Source organism: Pelomonas sp. SE-A7 (assembly GCF_030345705.1).
Lineage (GTDB): Bacteria > Pseudomonadota > Gammaproteobacteria > Burkholderiales > Burkholderiaceae_C > JAUASW01.
In genome coordinates this window covers 2164436-2184055 of the sequence record NZ_JAUASW010000001.1, presented here as the reverse complement: position 1 = coordinate 2184055, position 19620 = coordinate 2164436, and the positions used below count along the sequence as shown (strand labels likewise).

16 protein-coding genes are annotated in these 19620 nt (G+C 66.8%); 11 read left to right on the top strand and 5 right to left on the bottom strand.

Annotated elements, in window-relative coordinates; genetic code table 11:
* Positions 1 to 13: 13 nt before the first annotated feature.
* On the bottom strand, positions 14 to 2005 hold the full coding sequence (locus QT382_RS09800) for an alpha/beta hydrolase family protein (RefSeq protein ID WP_289253845.1): 1992 nt from the start codon (positions 2003 to 2005) through the stop codon (positions 14 to 16).
* Positions 2006 to 2099: 94 nt separating this feature from the next.
* Here QT382_RS09800 and QT382_RS09795 point away from each other — a divergent pair, with 94 nt between their 5' ends.
* Positions 2100 to 3920, top strand: a complete 1821-nt coding sequence (locus QT382_RS09795; RefSeq protein WP_289253844.1) for an ABCB family ABC transporter ATP-binding protein/permease — start codon at positions 2100 to 2102, stop codon at positions 3918 to 3920.
* Between the two features lie 70 nt (positions 3921 to 3990).
* Here QT382_RS09795 and QT382_RS09790 read toward each other — a convergent pair whose 3' ends face one another.
* Positions 3991 to 4752 (bottom strand): MYXO-CTERM sorting domain-containing protein, encoded by a 762-nt coding sequence (locus tag QT382_RS09790; protein ID WP_289253843.1) that lies wholly within the window; start codon positions 4750 to 4752, stop codon positions 3991 to 3993.
* Between the two features lie 148 nt (positions 4753 to 4900).
* Here QT382_RS09790 and QT382_RS09785 point away from each other — a divergent pair, with 148 nt between their 5' ends.
* The 5 genes from QT382_RS09785 (at position 4901) to QT382_RS09765 (ending at position 8983) form a co-directional block, all read left to right on the top strand.
* Entirely contained in the window at positions 4901 to 5821 is a 921-nt protein-coding gene (locus QT382_RS09785) for a LysR substrate-binding domain-containing protein (protein WP_289253842.1), read from the top strand.
* A 71-nt stretch (positions 5822 to 5892) separates the two neighbouring features.
* Positions 5893 to 6750: an amino acid ABC transporter substrate-binding protein gene (locus tag QT382_RS09780; RefSeq protein ID WP_289254721.1), complete on the top strand. Its 858-nt coding sequence runs from the start codon at positions 5893 to 5895 to the stop codon at positions 6748 to 6750.
* 75 nt (positions 6751 to 6825) lie between these two features.
* Positions 6826 to 7575: an amino acid ABC transporter permease gene (locus QT382_RS09775; RefSeq protein ID WP_289253841.1), complete on the top strand. Its 750-nt coding sequence runs from the start codon at positions 6826 to 6828 to the stop codon at positions 7573 to 7575.
* Positions 7572 to 8240 (top strand): amino acid ABC transporter permease, encoded by a 669-nt coding sequence (locus tag QT382_RS09770; RefSeq protein WP_289253840.1) that lies wholly within the window; start codon positions 7572 to 7574, stop codon positions 8238 to 8240. Before QT382_RS09775 ends, QT382_RS09770 begins: the two co-directional genes overlap by 4 nt.
* A gap of 8 nt (positions 8241 to 8248) precedes the next feature.
* The gene (locus tag QT382_RS09765; RefSeq protein ID WP_289253839.1) at positions 8249 to 8983 is read left to right on the top strand and encodes an amino acid ABC transporter ATP-binding protein; all 735 of its coding nucleotides are present in this window, start codon (positions 8249 to 8251) and stop codon (positions 8981 to 8983) included.
* Here the strand turns inward: QT382_RS09765 and QT382_RS09760 are convergent, their stop codons facing one another.
* Both QT382_RS09760 and QT382_RS09755 read right to left on the bottom strand, forming a co-directional pair.
* Complete coding sequence (locus QT382_RS09760; RefSeq protein WP_289253838.1) at positions 8984 to 9319, bottom strand: TM2 domain-containing protein; 336 nt, start codon at positions 9317 to 9319, stop codon at positions 8984 to 8986. It lies immediately after the preceding gene.
* Positions 9320 to 9408: 89 nt separating this feature from the next.
* Positions 9409 to 10290, bottom strand: a complete 882-nt coding sequence (locus QT382_RS09755) for a DUF4394 domain-containing protein (protein WP_289253837.1) — start codon at positions 10288 to 10290, stop codon at positions 9409 to 9411.
* A gap of 97 nt (positions 10291 to 10387) precedes the next feature.
* Here QT382_RS09755 and pyrC point away from each other — a divergent pair, with 97 nt between their 5' ends.
* The 4 genes from pyrC to QT382_RS09735 all read left to right on the top strand — a co-directional run bounded on the left by pyrC (position 10388) and on the right by QT382_RS09735 (position 15382).
* On the top strand, positions 10388 to 11419 hold the full coding sequence (gene pyrC, locus QT382_RS09750) for a dihydroorotase (protein WP_289253836.1): 1032 nt from the start codon (positions 10388 to 10390) through the stop codon (positions 11417 to 11419).
* Positions 11420 to 11680: 261 nt separating this feature from the next.
* On the top strand, positions 11681 to 12922 hold the full coding sequence (locus tag QT382_RS09745) for an NF038122 family metalloprotease (RefSeq protein ID WP_289253835.1): 1242 nt from the start codon (positions 11681 to 11683) through the stop codon (positions 12920 to 12922).
* A gap of 130 nt (positions 12923 to 13052) precedes the next feature.
* Complete coding sequence (locus QT382_RS09740) at positions 13053 to 14417, top strand: S1 family peptidase (protein WP_289253834.1); 1365 nt, start codon at positions 13053 to 13055, stop codon at positions 14415 to 14417.
* On the top strand, positions 14396 to 15382 hold the full coding sequence (locus QT382_RS09735) for an FHA domain-containing protein (protein WP_289253833.1): 987 nt from the start codon (positions 14396 to 14398) through the stop codon (positions 15380 to 15382). Before QT382_RS09740 ends, QT382_RS09735 begins: the two co-directional genes overlap by 22 nt.
* Positions 15383 to 15468: 86 nt before the next feature.
* Here QT382_RS09735 and cysK read toward each other — a convergent pair whose 3' ends face one another.
* Positions 15469 to 16386, bottom strand: a complete 918-nt coding sequence (cysK, locus tag QT382_RS09730) for a cysteine synthase A (protein WP_289253832.1) — start codon at positions 16384 to 16386, stop codon at positions 15469 to 15471.
* A 160-nt stretch (positions 16387 to 16546) separates the two neighbouring features.
* On the opposite strand from cysK, the gene QT382_RS09725 reads away from it, so the two are divergent.
* Positions 16547 to 19615: an alpha/beta hydrolase family protein gene (locus QT382_RS09725; protein ID WP_289253831.1), complete on the top strand. Its 3069-nt coding sequence runs from the start codon at positions 16547 to 16549 to the stop codon at positions 19613 to 19615.
* Positions 19616 to 19620: the final 5 nt, after the last annotated feature.

Below are 19620 nucleotides of genomic sequence, written 5' to 3'. Positions count from 1 at the left end.
ATTGTCCGTCAGCTCACTGCTTGAGGTTGCGGTCCAGGAAGGCCTCGACCTTGGTCCAGAAGTCGACCTTGTTCTTGGGCCGCGACCAGCCATGACCTTCTTCGTCGTAGACGATCCACTCGGGCTTGTTGCCGGCGGCGACCAGGGCGGAGCGCATCTTCTCGCCATGGACCAGGGGCACGCGCTTGTCCTGGTAGCCGTAGGCCAGCAGCACCGGCGCCTTGATTCGCTGGGCCAGCTCGATGGGCGCATTGGCAGCCAGCATGCCGGCGTCCTTGACCGGGTCGCCGATGGTCTCGGGCATGGAGTACTTCTTGGCATCGCTGCTGATGTCGGACCAGTGCACCTCGAACATCAGGCGCGGGTCGGTCACGCCGACCCAGGACACCGCGCAGCGGAACAGGTCGCCCTGCTTGGCCACGCCCATCAGGGCCGCATAGCCGCCATAGCTGCCACCGGCGATGCAGGCGCGCTTGCCATCGGCCCAGCCCTTGTCGACGGCGAACTTCAGCGCATCGGCCAGGTCGTCCTGCATGGCCTGACCCCATTGCTTGAAGCCGGCGCGCATCAGCTTGTCGCCGAAGCCGCTGCTGCCGCGGAACTCGGGCTCGATCACGAGGTAGCCGCGCGAAGCCAGGAACTGGGCATTGCTCTCGAAGCCCCAGCTGCGCCCCCGCGCGGTGGGACCGCCGTGCACCAGGACCACGGTGGGCAGGGCCGTGGTGGGCTTGCTGCCGGCCGGCCGGGTCACCCAGATCGGGAACTCCATGCCGTCGCGGGCCTTGATGCGCAGGAACTCGGTCGTGCCCATGCGGCGCTCCTCGATGCCGGCCATGACCTGGCCCAGGCGCTGCCAGGTCTTGGTCTTGCCGCTGTAGAGCAGGTACTCGCCGGGCTGGCGATCCGAGTAGGAATACACCAGCACCGTGTCGGTGGTGTCGCAGCCGCGGCAGCTCAGCTGGTTGACCCGGCCCGGCAGCAGCTTGTCCACCTGCTGCTGGAAGGCCTTCATGGCCGGGTTCAGCCAGACGGTCTCCGAATCGTCCAGCGTGACGCGGTAGCCCAGGGTACGAGTGCTGCCGAATTCCTTGAGCCGGGTGACTTCGGCATCGAAGCCTGGCGTGGTCAGCAGCGGCTCGGGCTTGGGCGCGCCCTTGGCCAGGTCGAACTCGTGGAGCTCGGTGTAGTTGCCCAGCTTGTCCAGCATGTAGACGAAGAAGCGGCCCTCGCCATCAACGAAGGCCGGCTGGAAGGCCTGGTGCAGCCAGGGGAAGCGGCCGATCTCTCTCCAGGCGCCGCCTTCGGCGCCGCGGTAGAAGTACAGCACCTCGCCCCCGTCGGTGGCGCTGGTCAGGCGGGGGCGGCCCTGCGGGTCGAACCACCAGCCGGTCACGCGCTTGTGCGGCGGATCGTCGGTCGTGACCAGCCGCTTGGCGCGTGTCGTGACGTTGAAGTAGTAGGGCGTGACATGGGTCAGCTCGCGCTTCAGGAAATGGTGGTCGCCGACGATGATTTCGTTGCTGCCATCGGCGCCATAGCCGATCAGGCCGAAGTTGGGCTCCAGCGGCTTGCCGCCGCGCTGCGAGAAGTCGTTGTCCCAGTCGCGGCGCAGCAGGCGCTTCATCTCCTTGCCGTCGCGCTGGATGCTGAACACGCCGGCGGCCTTGCTGCGCGCGTCGACGTCCTCGGTGTCGTCGACCCAGAAGATCAGCGTGTCCTCGCTCATCCATTCCACGGCGACCACGTCCACGGTCTCGAACAGGGCGATCACGCGCGGCGGGTCTTCGGACTGCGTGTCCATCATGATCAGCTTCTTGCGCTCGCCGGTCTTGGCGCCTACGGCGGCCAGCCAGCGGCCCGAGGGCGACAGCCGGGCGCCCGACAGGTCGCGCGGCTGGAAGAAGGCTTCGACCGGCACCGGCACTCCGGCGGCCTGGGGCGCCAGCGGCGCCAGGCTCAAGGCCGCCAAGGCCGTGACGCGGGCGAGCTTGTACAGCTTGTCCATATTTCCTCCCTGATTGTTGGACGGCGCGATTATTGGCGCTCCGAAAATGGGTGCCATCGGTAGGTTCACGGTGGCTGACCCACAATCGCAAGCCATGCAAAGAACACCCAGCCTGCCCGGATCGCTGCCGGCCGCGACCCCGGCTGCCACGCCGCCTTCCGATTGGTCCACCGTCGCCAAGCTGCTGCCCTATCTATGGCAGTACCGCTGGCGGGTGACGCTGGCGCTGAGCTTCATGGTGGCGGCCAAGCTGGCCAATGTGGGCGTGCCCCTGTTGCTCAAGCAGCTGATCGACGCCCTGTCCATCAAGCCGGGCTCGGCCGAGTCGCTGCTGGTCGTGCCGCTGGGCCTGTTGATGGCCTATGGCGGTCTGCGCCTGTCGACCTCGCTGTTCACCGAGTTGCGAGAGCTGATCTTCGCCAAGGCCACGGAAGGCGCCTCGCGCAGCATCTCGCTGCAGGTGTTCCGGCATCTGCACGACCTCAGCCTGCGCTTCCACCTGGAGCGCCAGACCGGCGGCATGACCCGCGACATCGAGCGCGGCACCCGGGCCGTGCATTCGCTGATCTCCTATTCGCTTTACAGCATCTTTCCGACGCTGATCGAGGTGGCCCTGGTGCTGACCCTGCTGGCCACGCAGTTCGACCTCTGGTTCGCCGGCATCACGGTGGCGGCCCTGGTGCTCTACATCGCCTTCACCGTGGTGGTCACCGAGTGGCGCACCAAGTTCCGCAAGACCATGAACGAGCTGGATTCGGTGGCCCACAGCCGCGCCATCGATTCGCTCCTGAACTACGAGACGGTCAAGTACTTCAACAACGAGGACTTCGAGGCCCGCCGCTACGACGAGAGCCTGGAGAAACTGCGCCGCGCCCAGCTGAAGTCGCAGACCACGCTGTCCATGCTGAACACCGGCCAGCAGCTGATCATCGCGGCCGCCCTGGTCCTGATGCTGTGGCGGGCCACGCAGGGCGTGGTCGAGGGACGCATGAGCCTCGGCGACCTGGTGATGATCAATGCCTTCATGATCCAGCTCTACATCCCGCTCAACTTCCTGGGCGTGATCTACCGCGAGATCAAGCAGGGCCTGACCGACCTGGAGAAGATGTTTCAGCTGCTGGAGCGGGAGCGCGAGGTGGCGGATGCGCCGAACGCCCAGCCGTTGCAGGTGGGCGAGGGAGCGGTGCGCTTCGAGCAGGTCGACTTCGCCTACGAGGCGGCGCGGCCCATCCTGCATGGCGTCAGCTTCGAGATTCCGGCCGGCAAGAAGGTGGCCGTGGTCGGACCCAGCGGCTCGGGCAAGAGCACGCTGGCGCGGCTGCTCTACCGCTTCTACGACCCGCAGGCTGGTGGCATCAGCATCGACGGGCAGCTGATCCGCGAGCGCTCGCAGGCTTCGCTGCGCCAGTCCATTGGCATCGTTCCGCAGGACACGGTGCTGTTCAACGACAGCATCGCCTACAATATCGCCTATGGCCGGCCAGGCGCCAGCCGTGAGGAGGTCGAGGCGGCGGCGCGGGCCGCGCATATCCACGACTTCATTCTGAGCCTGCCCAAGGGCTACGACACCACGGTCGGCGAGCGCGGCCTCAAGCTGTCGGGCGGCGAGAAGCAGCGCGTGGCCATAGCGCGCACCCTGCTCAAGAATCCGCCCATCCTGATCTTCGACGAGGCCACCTCGGCCCTGGATTCACGCAACGAGCGGGCGATCCAGGCGGAGCTGGAGGCGGCGGCGCAGAACAAGACGGTGCTGGTGGTGGCCCATCGCCTGTCGACCGTCGTCGATGCCCACGAGATCCTTGTGCTGGAGGGCGGCCGCATCGTTGAGCGCGGCAGTCACGGCGCCCTGCTGGAACGGGCGGGGCGCTATGCCCAGATGTGGCGACTGCAGCAGGAAGGCGCCGCCAAGGCCTGACGGCGCAAGATCGAAAAGCAAGAAGCCCGCACGCGGCGGGCTTCTTGGTGGGGGTCTTGCCGGCAGCGGATCAGCTGTTGCGGCGGCGGCGGGTCAGCGCCAGGGCACCCAGGCCGGCCAGCGCGAGTGCGCCGCCGGTGGGTTCGGGGACCTGGTTGCCGGGGCCGCCGATGTCGCCGAAGCGCATGTTGTCGAACCAGTAGCTGTCGTCGGCCGCCGTGATCTCGATCGCATAGACGGCCTGGTTGCCCAGCTCGACATGCATGAAGCCCCAGGCGCAGCTGACGCCGGCATCCGGACAGTCGAGGCCGGTGTCTGCGTCCTTCTGGATCACGGTCTTGATCGTGGTGTTGCCCAGACCGTTGATCACGTGGTTTTCCTTGTCCAGGAAGCGAACGCCCGAACCCTGGACGGCGCCACCCATCGAGGTGTAGAGCATTTCGAAGACGGTGCCGAAGCCGTCGGGGACTTCGATCCGGTACGTGGCGGGGTTGCCAAGGGTCACCTGCGAGGCGTTCAGACCCAGGGCGACGTTGTCGCACACCGGCTGGTCGCCGCCGGCCTTGCCGTTGCCTTGACCCTTGAAGTCGCCGGTGTAGGCGGTGCCGGGGTTGTCCAGGGTGCCATCGTCACCCGGCTGCCAGCCGGTGCCAGCACAGCGCATGCCGCCCATGGTGAACGCCTGGTTGCCGAACAGCACGCCGTTGTAGTTGGGCGCCGGGAAGGCGTCGTCGAATCCCAGCTGACGATCCTGGAACGTCAGGTAGATACCGGCATTCGCCGCCGCGGTACACGCGAACAGGCCAGCCGCCAAAAATTTGCTGAGCTTCATTGTTCTTGCTCCTCTTCCTGGATCTGAGACACCAAGTCGATTACTAATAGTTGCGACTGTACTGAGACCCGGCTTGTCGCGAACGCCTTCGCACCCTCCATCCGCGGGGGGTAATGCCCCGAATATGGGGGCGGCTACACTGCCCGCCGTGGAAACCAAGTGGCTCGAAGACTTCGTCAGCCTGGCCGAGACGCGCAGCTTTTCGCGCTCGGCCCAGCTCCGTCACGTGACCCAGCCGGCGTTTTCGCGCCGCATCCAGGCGCTGGAGGCCTGGGCGGGGGTCGATCTGGTCGATCGCTCCTCCTATCCGACCCGGCTGACCGGGGCCGGCGAAACGCTGCTCGCACAAGCGGTGGAGATCCTGGGCAACCTCCAGGCGACGCGCAACATGCTGCGCAGCCACCAGTCGGCCGGCCAGGACATGATCGAGTTCGCCGTGCCGCATTCGCTGGCCTTCAGCTTCTTCCCGCATTGGCTGATGGACCTGCGCCAGCGCTTCGGGGCGATCAAGAGCCGGCTGCATGCGCTGAACGTGCACGACGCCATGCTGCAGCTCAGCGAAGGCAATTGCGACCTGCTGATCGTCTACCACCATGCCAGCCAGCCGCTGCAGCTGGACCCGGAGCGCTACCAGATGGCTTCGCTGGGCCACGAGACCCTGGCCGCCTATGCCAAGGCGGACGCCAACGGCCAGCCGCTGTTCCGCCTGCCCGGTCACCCGGGCCACAAGATTCCTTTCCTCAGCTATGCCTCGGGCGCCTACCTGGGCCGCCTGGTGGAGCTGATCGCCAAGGCCTCGCCCGAGCCGCTGAACCTGGACGCGATCTACGAGACCGACATGGCCGAGGGCCTCAAGGCCATGGCCCTGGAAGGCCATGGCCTGGCCTTCCTGCCGGCCAGCTCGGTGTCCAAGGAGCTGAAGGCGCGCCGCCTGGTCCAGGCGGCCCAGGGCGGCGACTATGAGCTGAGCATGGAGCTGCGCATCTACCGCGAGCGGCCCGAGGTGGCCCGACGCAGCAAGCCGGCCGCCGAGGCGCTCTGGAACTTCCTGACCGGGACGCCGTCCTGAACGAGAATCCCGCCCCAATCCCTCCCTGTCGTTCACCCTCCCCACCAAGGAGCATCCTGCCCATGTCCACCATCAAGACGACCCTGCTGAGCCTGGCCCTGCTGGCCGCCGGCACCGCCGCCCAGGCCGAGGACACGCTGAAGAAGATCAAGGACAGCGGCACGGTGACCATGGGCGTGCGCGAATCCTCGGGTGCGCTGTCCACCGCCATCGGCGACAACAAGTACACCGGCTTCCATGTGGAGCTGTGCCAGCGGGTGCTGGCCGACCTGCAGAAGCAGCTGGGGCTGGCCAAGCTGGAGATCAAGTACTTGCCGGTGGTCTCGTCCAACCGCATCCAGCTGGTCAAGATAGGCACGGTCGATATCGAATGCGGCTCGACCACCAACAACCAGGCGCGCCAGAACGACGTGGCCTTTGCCGTCACCACCTATGTGACCGAGATCCGCATGGCGGTGCGGGCCAATGCCGGCCTCAATTCCATCGCCCAGCTGAACGGCAAGAACGTGGTGACCACGGCCGGCACGACCTCGGTGCAGACCCTGCGCAAGCATGAGCGCGCCACCGGCGTGGACTTCAAGGAAGTGATCGGCAAGGACCATGCCGACAGCTTCCTGCTGCTGGAGGCCGGCCGTGCCGATGCCTTCGTGATGGACGACTACATCCTGGCCGGCGGCATCGCCCATGCCAAGAAGCCGGCCGATTTCAAGATCAGCGGCGAGCCGCTGGCCGTCGAGCCGATCGCCATCATGTTCCGCAAGGAAGACCCGGCTTTCAAGAAGGCGGTGGACGACAGCCTGAAGGCCATGATGAAGTCGGGCGAGATCGCCAAGATCCTCGCCAGGAACGGCGGCACGGCCAGCGATGCGACCAAGGCTGCCTGGGCCGCTCCCAACGACAACCCGGCCGAGAGCTACGCCAAGAAGTAAGCCGCCATAATCCAGCCCCTTGCGGGGAACGAGGCCGCCCCGCGCGGCCTCTTTGTTTATCCGGAGATCTCTGAAGTGCCCAACTCCAACTGGGACTGGCAGGTGTTCTGCAAGAACACCATAGACGGCGAGGTCGTGACCCGCTGCTTTGGCCAGAACGGCGACATCACCTACCTGGACTGGCTGCTGTCGGCCTGGGGCTGGACCCTGTCGGTGTCGGGCCTGGCCTTGCTGCTGGCCCTGGCGGCCGGCACGCTGGTGGGCATTTCGCGCACCCTGCCTTCGCGCGGCTGGGTGCTGGTCGGCGATGCCTGGACCGAGCTGTTCCGCAACATCCCGCTGCTGGTGCAGATCTTTCTCTGGTACCACGTGGTGCCGGCGCTGTTCCCGGTCTTCCTGAAGCTGCCGCCCTTCGTGCTGGTGGTGTTCGCCCTGGGCTTTTTCACCTCGGCCCGGGTGGCCGAGCAGGTGCGGGCCGGCATCCAGAGCCTGCCGCGCGGCCAGCGCAATGCCGGCCTGGCCGTGGGCCTGACGCTGGGCCAGACCTATCGCTACGTGATCCTGCCCAATGCCCTGCGCATCGTGATCCCGCCGCTGACCAGCGAGGCGATGAACATCGTCAAGAACTCGTCCGTGGCCTTTGCCGTGTCCATCGCCGAGCTGACCCTGTTCGCCCGCCAGGTGACCGAGGAGACATCGCGCGGCGTCGAGGTCTACCTGGCCGTCACCGGCCTGTACTTTGTCTCGGCCTTCCTGGTCAACCGCGTGGCGCGGCTGATCGAGGGCCGGCTGCGGCTGCCAGGTCAGATCGGGGCCAAGGCATGACCGAACTCGACTTCGGTTTCCTGACCTGGGACTTCGTCTCGAAGTTCATCGTCCAGGGCTTTGTGTTCTCCATCGAGCTGACGCTGATCGCCGCGCTGGGCGGCATGGTGCTGGGCACCTTGCTGGCGATGATGAGGTTGTCGGGCCGGGCTTACCTTGCCATGCCGGCAGCCGGCTTCGTAGACGCGCTGCGCTCCATCCCGCTGGTGATGGTGATCATGTGGTTCTACCTCTTGATCCCCCTGCTGCTGGGCAAGTCGCTCAGCGCCGAGCTGTCGGCCATCATCACCTTCACGGTGTTCGAGGCGGCCTACTACTCGGAGATCATGCGGGCCGGCATCCAGTCGGTGCCGCGCGGCCAGGTCCATGCCGGTCAGGCCCTGGGCCTGAACTACTGGCAGTCCATGCGCCTGATCGTGCTGCCGCAGGCCTTGCGCAACATGCTGCCGGTGCTGATGACGCAGACGGTGATCCTGTTCCAGGACACCTCCCTGGTCTATGCCATCGGCGCCTACGACCTCTACAAGGGCTTCGAGCTGGCCGGCAAGAACCTGGGCCGCGCGGTCGAGGCCAATCTGCTGGCCGCCCTCGTGTACTTCCTGATCTGCTTCAGCCTGTCGATGCTCGTGCGTCGCCTGCAGAAGAAGATCGCCATCATTAGGTAGATCCCAAGATGATCGACATCCGCAACGTCTCCAAGTGGTACGGCAACTTCCAGGTGCTGACCGACTGCACGACCTCGATCGCCAAGGGAGAGGTGGTGGTGGTCTGCGGCCCCTCGGGCTCGGGCAAGTCCACGCTGATCAAGACGGTCAATGCGCTGGAGCCGGTGCAGAAGGGCGAGGTCACGGTCGATGGCGTGGCCGTCACCGACCCCAAGACCAATTTGCCCAAGCTGCGTTCGCGCGTGGGCATGGTGTTCCAGCACTTCGAGCTGTTTCCGCATCTGTCGGTGACCGAGAACCTGACCCTGGCCCAGATCAAGGTGCTGGGCCGCAGCAGCGACGAGGCGCGCGAGCGCGGCCTCAAGATGCTGGATCGCGTGGGCCTTTCGGCCCACAAGGACAAGTTCCCCGGCCAGCTCTCCGGTGGTCAGCAGCAGCGCGTGGCGATTGCCCGCGCCCTGTCCATGGACCCGGTCGTGATGCTGTTCGACGAGCCGACCTCGGCCCTGGATCCCGAGATGGTCGGCGAGGTGCTGGACGTGATGGTGCAGCTGGCCAACGACGGCATGACCATGATGTGCGTGACCCACGAGATGGGCTTCGCCCGCAAGGTCAGCCACCGCGTGATCTTCATGGACGGCGGCCGCATCGTCGAAGACTGCAGCCGCGATGAGTTCTTCGGCAACCCGGAAAACCGGGCGCCGCGCACGCAGGAATTCCTCTCAAAGATCCTGCACGCCTGATCAAGTCCAGAGCGTGATCTTGTTGTCCTGCTTGTCGGTGAACGAGCCGGTCAGCAGCATGATCACGTCGATCAGCCACCACAGGCCCAGGCCGCCGAAGGTGATCAGGAACAGGATGCCCGTGCCTATCTTGCCGACGTAGAAGCGGTGGAAGCCCAGCGTGGGCAGCAGCAGCAGGAACAGGAATGCCGGCAGGATGCGCTTGGCGCTGGCGCCGGCATGGACCTGCTGGGCGCCGCATTTCGGGCAGGCTGCGGCAGTGATGTGCATCTGCGTACCGCAGGCACTGCAGTAGCGCATGTTGGCGGCGACGGTCGAGTTGTTGTCGTTGTCCAAGGCGAACTCCCTTCAATAGCAAAGCGCGCGATCTTCGAACAAGCGTGCGCGCCCTGCCAGCGGGCCTACCCTGAGCAGTGAGCCCAGGCTCAGGGCTCGATGGCCGCGCCCACCACCTGCTCGCCTTCGCCTATCGTGCCCATCAGCTGGGCCTTGCCGGTCTTCAGGTCGATGCGGTACCAGCGGCTCACTGCGGGCGAACCCTTCTCGGCATAGGGCGTGATCGCCGCATAGGCGGCGTTGGAGAGGTCGGAGATGTCCAGTGTCGCCCGCTCGAACGGCGGCAGGCCCAGCGGGCCTACCGTGTACAGGCGGCCGGTGTTGGGCGAGACCGCCGGCGTCACGTCCTCGTGCGTGCCCATGGTGGCCAGCACGCCGGCATTGCGCTCGATCACGTAGTTGGTGGTCAGCTTGTCGTTCTGCTTGTTGTAGGTGTAGCCGGCGGCCACCACGGCGGCCTTCTTGCCTGCGTTTGAATCCTTGGCGTCGTAAGCCGGCGTGCCGTCCAGCTGCAGGCCGGGCTTGGCCGGGTCGCTGTCGACCATGGCGCCGGTGTCCGGATGCATGCGCAGGTTCAGGCCGGTGTCGCCGATCACGCGGATGCGGTCCACCGTGGGATTGAAGTCGAAGCCGTAGTCGCGGGCCTCGCCGGTCAGCACCGCCGGCGAGCCCACCGTCGTGGCTGCTGCGGCCACCGGGTCTATACGGTAGAGCTGGCCGCTGGCGCCGAGGCCATAGAGCTGGCCGCGCGCCACGCGGTAGTCGATGCCGACCAGGCGGTCCTGGGCCAGCAGGCCGGTCAGCGCCTTGCGGCTCAGCAGCTTCTGCGGCTGGCCGGCATTGAAGCGGATCAGCTGATTGGACGCGGTGACCGCATAGACCATCTCCTTGGTCGGCGGCTGACTGGGCTCGGAGGCACAACCGGCCAGCAGGGCGATGGCAAACAGGATGAGGGCAGGGCGACGACGCATCTCGACAGACTCCTTGAAGGCGTGGCTCGAGGCATGCTAGCGGCGACAGCTCCGGCCTGCTCTCAGGGCCTTCACCTGTTTTGGGACAATGCCGGCCATGCAAGACAGCCTGACCCTGACCCGCCCCGACGACTGGCATGTGCACCTGCGCGACGGCGCGGCGCTGCAGGCTGTCGTTCCCTACACCGCACGCCAGTTCGCCCGGGCCATAGCGATGCCCAATCTGCGGCCGCCCATCACCACGACCGCCCAGGCCCAGGCCTATCGCGAGCGCATCCTCGCCGCCGTGCCCGAAGGCGTGGACTTCGAGCCGCTGATGACGCTGTACCTGACCGACCTGAGCTCGCCGGACGAGATCCGCCGGGCCAAGGACGCCGGCGTGGTGGCGCTGAAGCTCTATCCGGCCGGTGCCACGACCAACAGCGATGCCGGCGTCACCGACATCCGCAAGACCTACAAGACGCTGGAAGCCATGCAGCGCGAAGGCCTGCTGCTGCTGGTCCATGGCGAGGTCACCGACCCGGCCGTCGACGTGTTCGACCGCGAGGCGGTCTTCGTTGACCAGGTGATGCGACCGCTGCGGGCCGACATGCCGGAGCTAAAGGTGGTGTTCGAGCACATCACCACGGCCGAGGCGGCCGCCTATGTGGCCGAATCGGACCGCTTCACCGCGGCCACGCTGACGCCCCAGCATCTGCTCTACAACCGCAACGCCATCTTCATGGGCGGCCTCAGGCCGCATTACTACTGCCTGCCGGTGCTCAAGCGCGAAACCCATCGACTGGCCCTGCTGAAGGCCGCCACCTCGGGCAGCCCCAAGTTCTTCCTCGGCACCGACAGCGCCCCGCATGCCTCGGTGATGAAGGAGAACTCGGTCTGCGGCGCCGGCTGCTTCACCGCCCTGTCGGCGCTGGAGCTCTACGCCGAGGCCTTCGAGGCGGCGGGTGCGCTGGACAAGCTGGAGGCCTTCGCCAGCTTCCATGGTCCGGACTTCTACGGCCTGCCGCGCAACACCGGCCAGGTGACGCTCAAGCGCCAGCCCTGGACCCTGCCCGAGGCCGTGCCCTTCGGCGACGCCCAGCTCAAGCCGCTGCGCGGCGGCGAATCGCTGGGCTGGCGGCTCGTCTGATCCGGGATTTCCGGGTTCTGGATCCAGTGCCGACCGCTCGAACGGCCGAATTTCGCCAGTTCCTCCCCCATCCGAGGGTAAATCCCTGTGTGCGCCCCGCGACCAGCATCGGCGTCATTCGCACCCGTTTTCATAGGGGATGTGGATGAAGTCGGTCGAAAACTAGGGTAATCCAGCCCCCGCGCTCGGGGGGCCCCCTAGGGTGGGTGTGACTGACTACATTGGGGCCTCAAACCAGTACGGCAGTGCCCGAGGACCCCAATGCAAGTACAAAAGTCACGAACCCGCCTGGCTGCAGCGATCGCGCTGGGCCTTGGCCTTGTTTCCGGCGCGAATTCCGCCTCCATCGTCCTGAACAACACCGGCGGTGTCGAGGTCGGGACCCAGGCCTACATGGGCTTCACCAAGGCCGCGGCTTATTGGAGCAGCGTGCTGACGAACAACGTCACCATCAACCTGAATGTGGGCTATGCCTCGCTCGGCCCCGGCATCCTGGGTTCGACCAACAGTCCCAAGGTCGTCGGCTATGTTCAGGACGTCGAATTCCTGCTCAACGCCAACAAGTCGGGCTCGGCCATTGACGCGATGGCGACCGCCAACATGCCTGGCCTCAATGCGAACGGTGCTCTCAAGGTCATCACTTCGGGCTACCAGAACCCCGCCACCCAGGCCGGCGTGAACACGGCGACGCGCGTGCTGGACGAAGACTCCTCGGGCAACAACATCGCCCTGGCGATCACGCGGGCGAATGCGAAGGCGCTGGGCTACACCGGCCTGAACGGGCCCGATGCCTCGATCACCTTCAGCAGCAACTTCTCGTTCGACTTCGACCCGACCGACGGCATTGCCAACAACAGCTACGACTTCCTCGGCATCGCCATCCACGAGATCGGCCATGCTCTGGGCTTCGTCTCCGGCGTCGACACCTACGACATCCTGGGTGGGCCGAATGGTCCCAACAAGTCGGACCTGCGGAACTTCAACAGCTTCGCGATCGCGTCCGTGCTGGACCTGTTCCGCTACACCTCCGACCCGGGCAACCTGGCTCCCGGTGGTGCCTTCCTGGACTGGTCCGTTGGCGGCAGTGCTTATTTCTCGGTCAATGGTGGCGCCAGCGCGCTGAACCTGAACGGCGTGAATGGCATGTTCTCGACCGGTCGGTACAACGGTGACGGCCAGCAGGCCTCGCACTGGAAGGACAACATGTATGCCGGCAACGCCAACTGCTCGAACCCGACGGTGGCGCCCATCGGCGTGCTCGACCCGACGGCCGGCCGTTGCGAAAGCCTGGGCGTGACCGCCATGGACCTGGCCGCCTTCGACGCCATGGGCTGGAACGTCGCCTATGACGCCTATGGCACGCAGACCTATCACGCCTCGACCGCCGACATCTTCCGCGGCGACTTCGACGGCGTGCCCGAGCCGGGCACCTGGGCCCTGCTGGGCCTGGGCTTTGCCGGCCTGGGTCTGACCCGCCGCAAGGCCGCCAAGCGCGCCGACTGATAGCTGACGCTTCCCTCGAAGGCCCAGGCGCTCAGGCACCTGGGCCTTTTTCATTGGGGGCCGCAGTTCCGGCTCTGATGGATGACAAACCGGCTAGCATCCAGGCCTTCCGCCCTCAAGGAGCCGAGGCTTGCTTCTCCAGAGATTGATCCGGCGGCCGCTGATGCTGGCCCTGGTGCTCGTGCCGCTGTCCTGCGCCTGGGCGCAGCCTCAGCAGCAACAACGCATTCCGCGGCCAGCCGCGCCGGCCGCGTCGGCCGTGCCCGTGCCGGTCTCGGCCACGGCCCGCAAGGTCTACGAGCGGGCCCGTTCGCAGCTGCTGCAGATCCGCACGCTGCTGAAGAACCAGGACAGCCAGGCCTCGGTGGGCTCGGGCTTCCTGGTCAGCAGCGAAGGCCATATCGTCACCAACTATCACGTGATCAGCCAGGTGGCGCTGGAGCCCGAGCGCTACCGGCTGCAGTACGAGACCACCGACGGCCGCCAGGGCCAGCTGGAGCTGCTGGACTTCGACGTGCGCCGCGACCTGGCCCTGCTGCGCGCCGATCCGGCCAAGCTGCAGGCCACGGGCGCGCTGAGCTTCCGCGCCAAGGAGCAGCCGCTGTCCAAGGGCGACCGCATCTATTCGATGGGCAATCCGCATGACGTGGCCTTTGCCGTCGTCGAGGGCACCTACAACGGCCTGGTCGAGCGCAGCTTCGATCCGCTGATCTATTACTCGGGCTCGATCAACTCGGGCATGAGCGGCGGTCCGGTGGTGGACGAGGAGGGCCGGGTGGTCGGCATCAACGTCTCGGCCATGTTCTTCGCCCAGCAGATGAGCTTCCTGGTGCCGGCCGAGTTCGCCCAGGCCCTGTTCGAGCGCAGCCGCGGCGCCAAGGCTATCAAGTCGGCCGCCTGGCCGCGCCTGAAGGATCAGCTGATGGCCTACCAGGACGAGCTGAGCAAGCGCTTCATGGAACAGCCCTGGCGCGCCGCCGGTCATGCGCGCTACACGCTGCCGGTGCCGCAGGAGCAGTTCTTCCGCTGCTGGGGCCGCGGCACGCCGGCCGACACCAAGGGCCTGGAATTCCAGCGCTCGCAATGTCGGATGGACCATGCGGTCTTCATCAGCGGCGGCATGCAGACCGGCTACCTCGACATGTCGCACGAGGCCTATGACGGCCGCAAGCTCGGGGCGATCCGCTTCTCGCGCCAGTACTCGGCCAGCTTCCGCAACGAGCGCCTGGGCCGCGATGACAAGGACCGCACCGCGCCCTACTGCCGCGAGGAATTCGTGGACCAGGGCGGCCTGCCGCTGCGGGCCGTGGTCTGCCTGCGGGCCTACCGCAAGCTGGACGGCCTGCATGACCTCAGCATCCTGGTCACCACGGTGGACGCCAAGACCGAGGGCGCGCTGGGACGCTTCGACGCCAAGGGCGTCAGCTTCGACAACGCACTCAAACTGACATCGCATTACCTGGGAGGCTTCGGATGGGCAGCCAAGCCGCGCTGATCGAGATCCTGGACCGCGACGGCCAGGTCCGGGCGCTGCACAAGATCGCCCAGTGGCCGCTGAGCCTCGGTCGCTCGCCGGACTGCGACCTGGTGCTGGCCGACGCCCATGTGGCCGGCCAGCATGCGCTCCTGCAATGGGGCGAGGAGGGCGCCGAGCTGGTGCTGCTGCCCAGCCTGAACGGCGGCTGGGTGGACGAGCGCCGGCTGCAGGCCGGCGAGAGCGCCGCGCTGGGCGTGGGCGGCCTGTTCCGACTGGGCAACACCTGGCTGCGGCTGCGCACCTCGGCCCAGGCCCTGCCGGCCGAACAGCCCCTGCACCACGAGGCCAGCGGCTGGCGCCACCATGCCTGGTGGCCGGCCCTGCTGCTGCTCTGGATGGGCCTGCTGTGGTTCGACCAGTGGTCGGCCCTGAACCCCGGTTCACCCTGGATCGACTACAGCGGCGCGGTGCTGGCACCGCTGTCGGTGCTGCTGGTCTGGGCGGCGCTCTGGTCGCTGATCAACCAGCTGTTCCAGCACCGCTTCCCCTTCGTGATGCATCTGAAGCGAGCCCTGGTGGCGCTGACCGGCCTGCATGTGCTCAGCGCCGCGCTGCCACTGGTGGCCTATTCGCTGTCGCTGCCGCGGCTGATGGCGATCGATGCCATCGCCTTCCCGCTGGGCCTGGCGGCCTTGCTCTGGTGGCATGCCAGCGCCGTCTGGCCACGCGCCAAGCGCTGGATGGCGGTCATGCTGGGAGCGCTGCTGCTGCTGGGCCTGCTGCTCAATGTGGCCAAGCGCCAGGAGCAGCAGCATTGGCTGGGCCCGGCCTATCTGAGCGCCTTGCCACCGCCGGCCCTGCGCCTGGCCAGCCCCAAGCCGCCCGAGGTGCTGATCGATTCGCTGCGCACGCTGCGCGAGCAACTGGCCAAGCAGGCCAAGCGGGACAACGAAGAGCCGAGCCTCGATGGGGCAGAAGACTGAACTGGGGCACCCGGGGAACGGGATACCGTTCCCCACCCGCCGAGCGGGTAGCTCGTCCGGCTTGGGGCGGCCCGGCGCCGTCCGAGTCAGACCGGCAAGAAGCCTTCCACAGACAGATAGCGCTCACCCGTGTCGTAGTTGAAGCCCAGCACGCGGCTGCCGGCCGGCAGCTCGGCCAGCTTCCTGGCGATGGCGGCCAGCGTGGCGCCGCTGGAGATGCCGACCAGCAGGCCTTCCTCACGGGCGCTGCGGCGCGCGAACTCGCGCGCCTCCTCGGCATCGACCTGGATCACACCGTCCAGCAGCTCGGTCCGCAGATTGGCCGGGATGAAGCCGGCGCCAATGCCCTGGATCGGATGCGGACTCGGCGCGCCGCCGCTGATCACCGGCGAAGCGCTGGGTTCGACCGCATAGACCTTGAGATTCGGCCACGCCTTCTTCAAGACTTCGGCCGTGCCACTGATGTGGCCGCCGGTGCCGACGCCGGTGATCAGGGCGTCCAGGCCTTCGGGAAAGTCGGCCAGGATCTCCTGCGCCGTGGTCGCCACATGGACGGCGATATTGGCCGGGTTCTCGAACTGCTGCGGAATCCAGGCGCCGGGCGTCTGTGCGGCGAGTTCCTGGGCGCGGGCGATGGCGCCCTTCATGCCCTTCTCGCGCGGCGTCAGGTCGAAGCTCGCGCCATAGGCCAGCATCAGGCGGCGGCGCTCGATCGACATGCTGTCGGGCATCACCAGCACCAGCTTGTAGCCCTTGACCGCGGCCACCATGGCCAGTCCCACGCCGGTGTTGCCCGAGGTCGGCTCGATGATGGTGCCGCCGGGTTTGAGCAGCCCGTCGCGCTCGGCCGCTTCGACCATGGCCAGGGCGATGCGGTCCTTGATCGATCCGCCGGGGTTGCTGCGCTCGCTCTTGATCCAGACCTGGGCCTGGTCGCCGAACAGGCGGTTGATGCGTATGTGGGGCGTGTTGCCTATGGTGGCGAGGACGTTGGCGGCTTTCATGGGCGGCGATGCTAGCCGCTGGCGCGAGGCCTGGCCAAACAACCAGATCTCATGCCTTCATGAAAATTGCTGCTGATCGCCCCTGAGCAAAGCTTCTTTGCATGCTGGTTGCTATAAAGGCCGCTTCGTCCGTTCTGCGAGCCCTGTGCTCCTTCCAGACATGAACACGCTGTTCCGATCCAGCCTCGCGCTGGCCGTGGTGCTGCTGACCGCCGGTCCCGGCTGGTCGGCCACCGATGCCGCGCCGGCCGCCAAGAAGCCCATCACCCATGACGTCTATGCCGGCTGGCGCAGCATCCAGGGCTCGGCCCTGAGTGCCGACGGCCGCTTTGCCGCCTATGCCCTGGTGGGCCAGGAGAGCGATGGCGAGATCGTCGTGCGCCAGCTGTCCGACGGTCGCGAGTGGCGCGCCACGCGCGGCTCCAGCGCCGCCGCCGCGCCGGCCCAGCCGGGCGAAGCCCCGAGTCGCGCTGCCCTGCCATTGCTGGCCTTCAGCGCCGATGGCCGCTACCTCGCTTTCGCCATTCATCCCAGCCGTGCCGAACAAGACAAGGGCAAGAAGGAAAAGAAGCGTGGCGACGACGCGCCCAAGCCTTCTGTCGGACTGATGGACCTGGCCACCGGCAAGGTCGAGACCATCGAACGCGTCAAGCGCTTCGCCTGGCCCGACGAGGGCGGTGCGCAGCTGGCCGTGCTGCTGGACGCGCCGGTCGCCAAGAAAGAAGGCGCGGCAGCCGCTGCAGCTGCCAAGGCCGACAGCGACTTCGCTGATGACGACCAGGCGGCGCCTGCTGCCGGTGCTGCCGCTGCAGCCGGTGCCCGCCGCAAGGACGCGGGCACCGAGCTGATCCTGCTCGATGCCGCGAGCGGCAAGCGCACGAGCTTCAAGGACGTGGCCGACTTCGCCTGGCCGCGCAACGGCGCCTGGCTGGCCTATACGGTGTCGGTCAAGGACGCACCGGCCGCGCCGGCCCGTCCGGCCAGCGGCGCCAGCGCGCCCGCCGAGCCGCCCAAGCCGGCCGACAACCTGCGCGAAGGCGTCTATGTGGTCAATCTGGCCGACGCCAGCGCGCGTGCGCTGATCACCGGCCCGGGCAGCTACAAGCAGCTGGTCACCGACCGCGAAGGCCGCGAGCTGGCCTTCATCTCCAACCGCGACGCGCTGGCCGAGCAGGCCGCCGCAAAGAAAGAGGCCAAGGGCAAGGACGCCGCCGCCAAGAAGGACGAGCCCGAGACGCCCGCGCCCTACAAGCTGTTCTTCTGGCGCTCCAATGACGCGGCCGCCCAGGTGCTGGTCTCCGCCGGCACCGTCGGCATGCCGGCCGGCTGGGGCCCGAGCGAGCACGCCTCGCTGGGCTTCAGCAAGGACGGCCAGCGCCTGTTCCTGGGCACGGCCGAACTGCCCAAGGCCGAGCCCAAGGACCAGCCCGAGGCGATGAAGGTCGACCTCTGGCACTACAAGGACCCGGAGCTGCAGTCGGCCCAGAAGGTCAAGGCCGAGCGCGACAAGAACCGCAGCTATCGAGCCGTCGTCCACCTGGACGGCACGGCGCCCAGGTTCGTGCAGCTGGCCGGCGCCGACATGCCCAACCTGCTGGCCAACGACAACGGCCGCTGGGCCCTGGGCACCAGCGAGCTGCCGTACCGCATGCTGCAGAGCTGGGACGCGCTGTACTACGACGTGTATGCCGTGGATCTGCAGACCGGCGCCAAGCGCCAGATCGCAACCAAGCAGCGCAGCCAGCCGCGGCTCTCGCCCGGTGGCGAATACGCCATCGGCTTTGCGCCGGCCCAGAAGACCTGGTTCGCCTGGCGCCTGGCCGACGGCCAGCAGTTCAACCTCACCGGCAAGATCAAGGCCCGCTTCGAGAACGTCGAGCGCGACGTGGTCGAGCCGGCCGATGCCTATGGCTATGCCGGCTGGACCGAGAACGATGCGGCCGTGGTGCTGTACGACCAGTTCGACCTGTGGGAAGTGCAGATCGCGACCCAGGCCGCGCGCAACCTCACCAACGGCTTCGGCCGCAAGCACCAGCTGCAGCTTCGCTATGTGCCGCTGGAGACCGAGGACCTGGAATCGCGTCGCCTGCCGACCGACGGCCTGGTGCTGTCGGCGGCCCATGAGGTGAACCGCTCGACCGGCTTCTACAAGCTGCCGGCAGGCGGTGGCGAACCGGCCAAGCTGCTCCATGCGAACAAGCTGATCGGCGGCCTGATCAAAGCCAAGAAGGCCGATGCCGTGCTGTTCACCCAGCAGAGCTTCGTCGAGTTCCCCGACCTGTGGCAGGCCAAGCTGGACCTGGCCGCCCCTAGCAAGATCAGCAATGCCAACCCGCAGCAGTCGCAGTACCTGTGGGGCACGCAGGAGATGATGGAATTCACCTCGGCCGACGGCAAGAAGCTCAAGGCCCTGGTGGCCAAGCCGGAGAACTTCGACCCCAAGAAGAAGTACCCGGTGATGGTCTACATCTACGAGAAGATGACCGACAACCTGCACCGCTACGTGCCTCCGGCACCGGCGCAGAACATCAACGTGAGCCGCTACGTCAGCAATGGCTACATCGTGCTGCGTCCGGACATCGTCTACACCATCGGCCATCCGGGCAAGAGCGCGCAGAACGCCGTGCTGCCGGCCGTCCAGGCCATCGTCAAGGCCGGCTATGCCGACGAGAAGCGCGTGGGCATCCAGGGCCACAGCTGGGGTGCATACCAGATCAACTACCTGATCACGCACAGCAACGCCTTCCGCGCAGCCGAGGCGGGCGCCTCGATGGCCAACATGATCAGCGGCTACGGCGGCATCCGTTGGGGTCCCGGCATCAGCCGTGCCTTCCAGTACGAGCAGCAGCAGAGCCGCATTGGCGGCACGCCCTGGGACAGCGCCAATCTCTACATCGAGAACTCGCCGATCTTCCAGGTCCACAAGGTGCAGACCCCGTTCCTGACCATCCACAACGACGACGACGACGCCGTGCCCTGGTACCAGGCCATCGAGTTCTTCACCGCGCTGCGACGCCTGGGCAAGGAAGCCTACTGGTTCAACTACAACGGCGAGAAGCACGGCCTGCGCGAGCGCGACAACATGAAGCACTTCACCGTGCACATGGGCGAGTTTTTCGACCACTACCTGAAGGGTGCGCCGCGCCCCGAATGGATGGACAAGCCCGTGCCCTATCTCGAGAAGGGCAAGCGCGATGTGATGCCGATGTTCAAGCCGACCGCACCCTGAGTCTG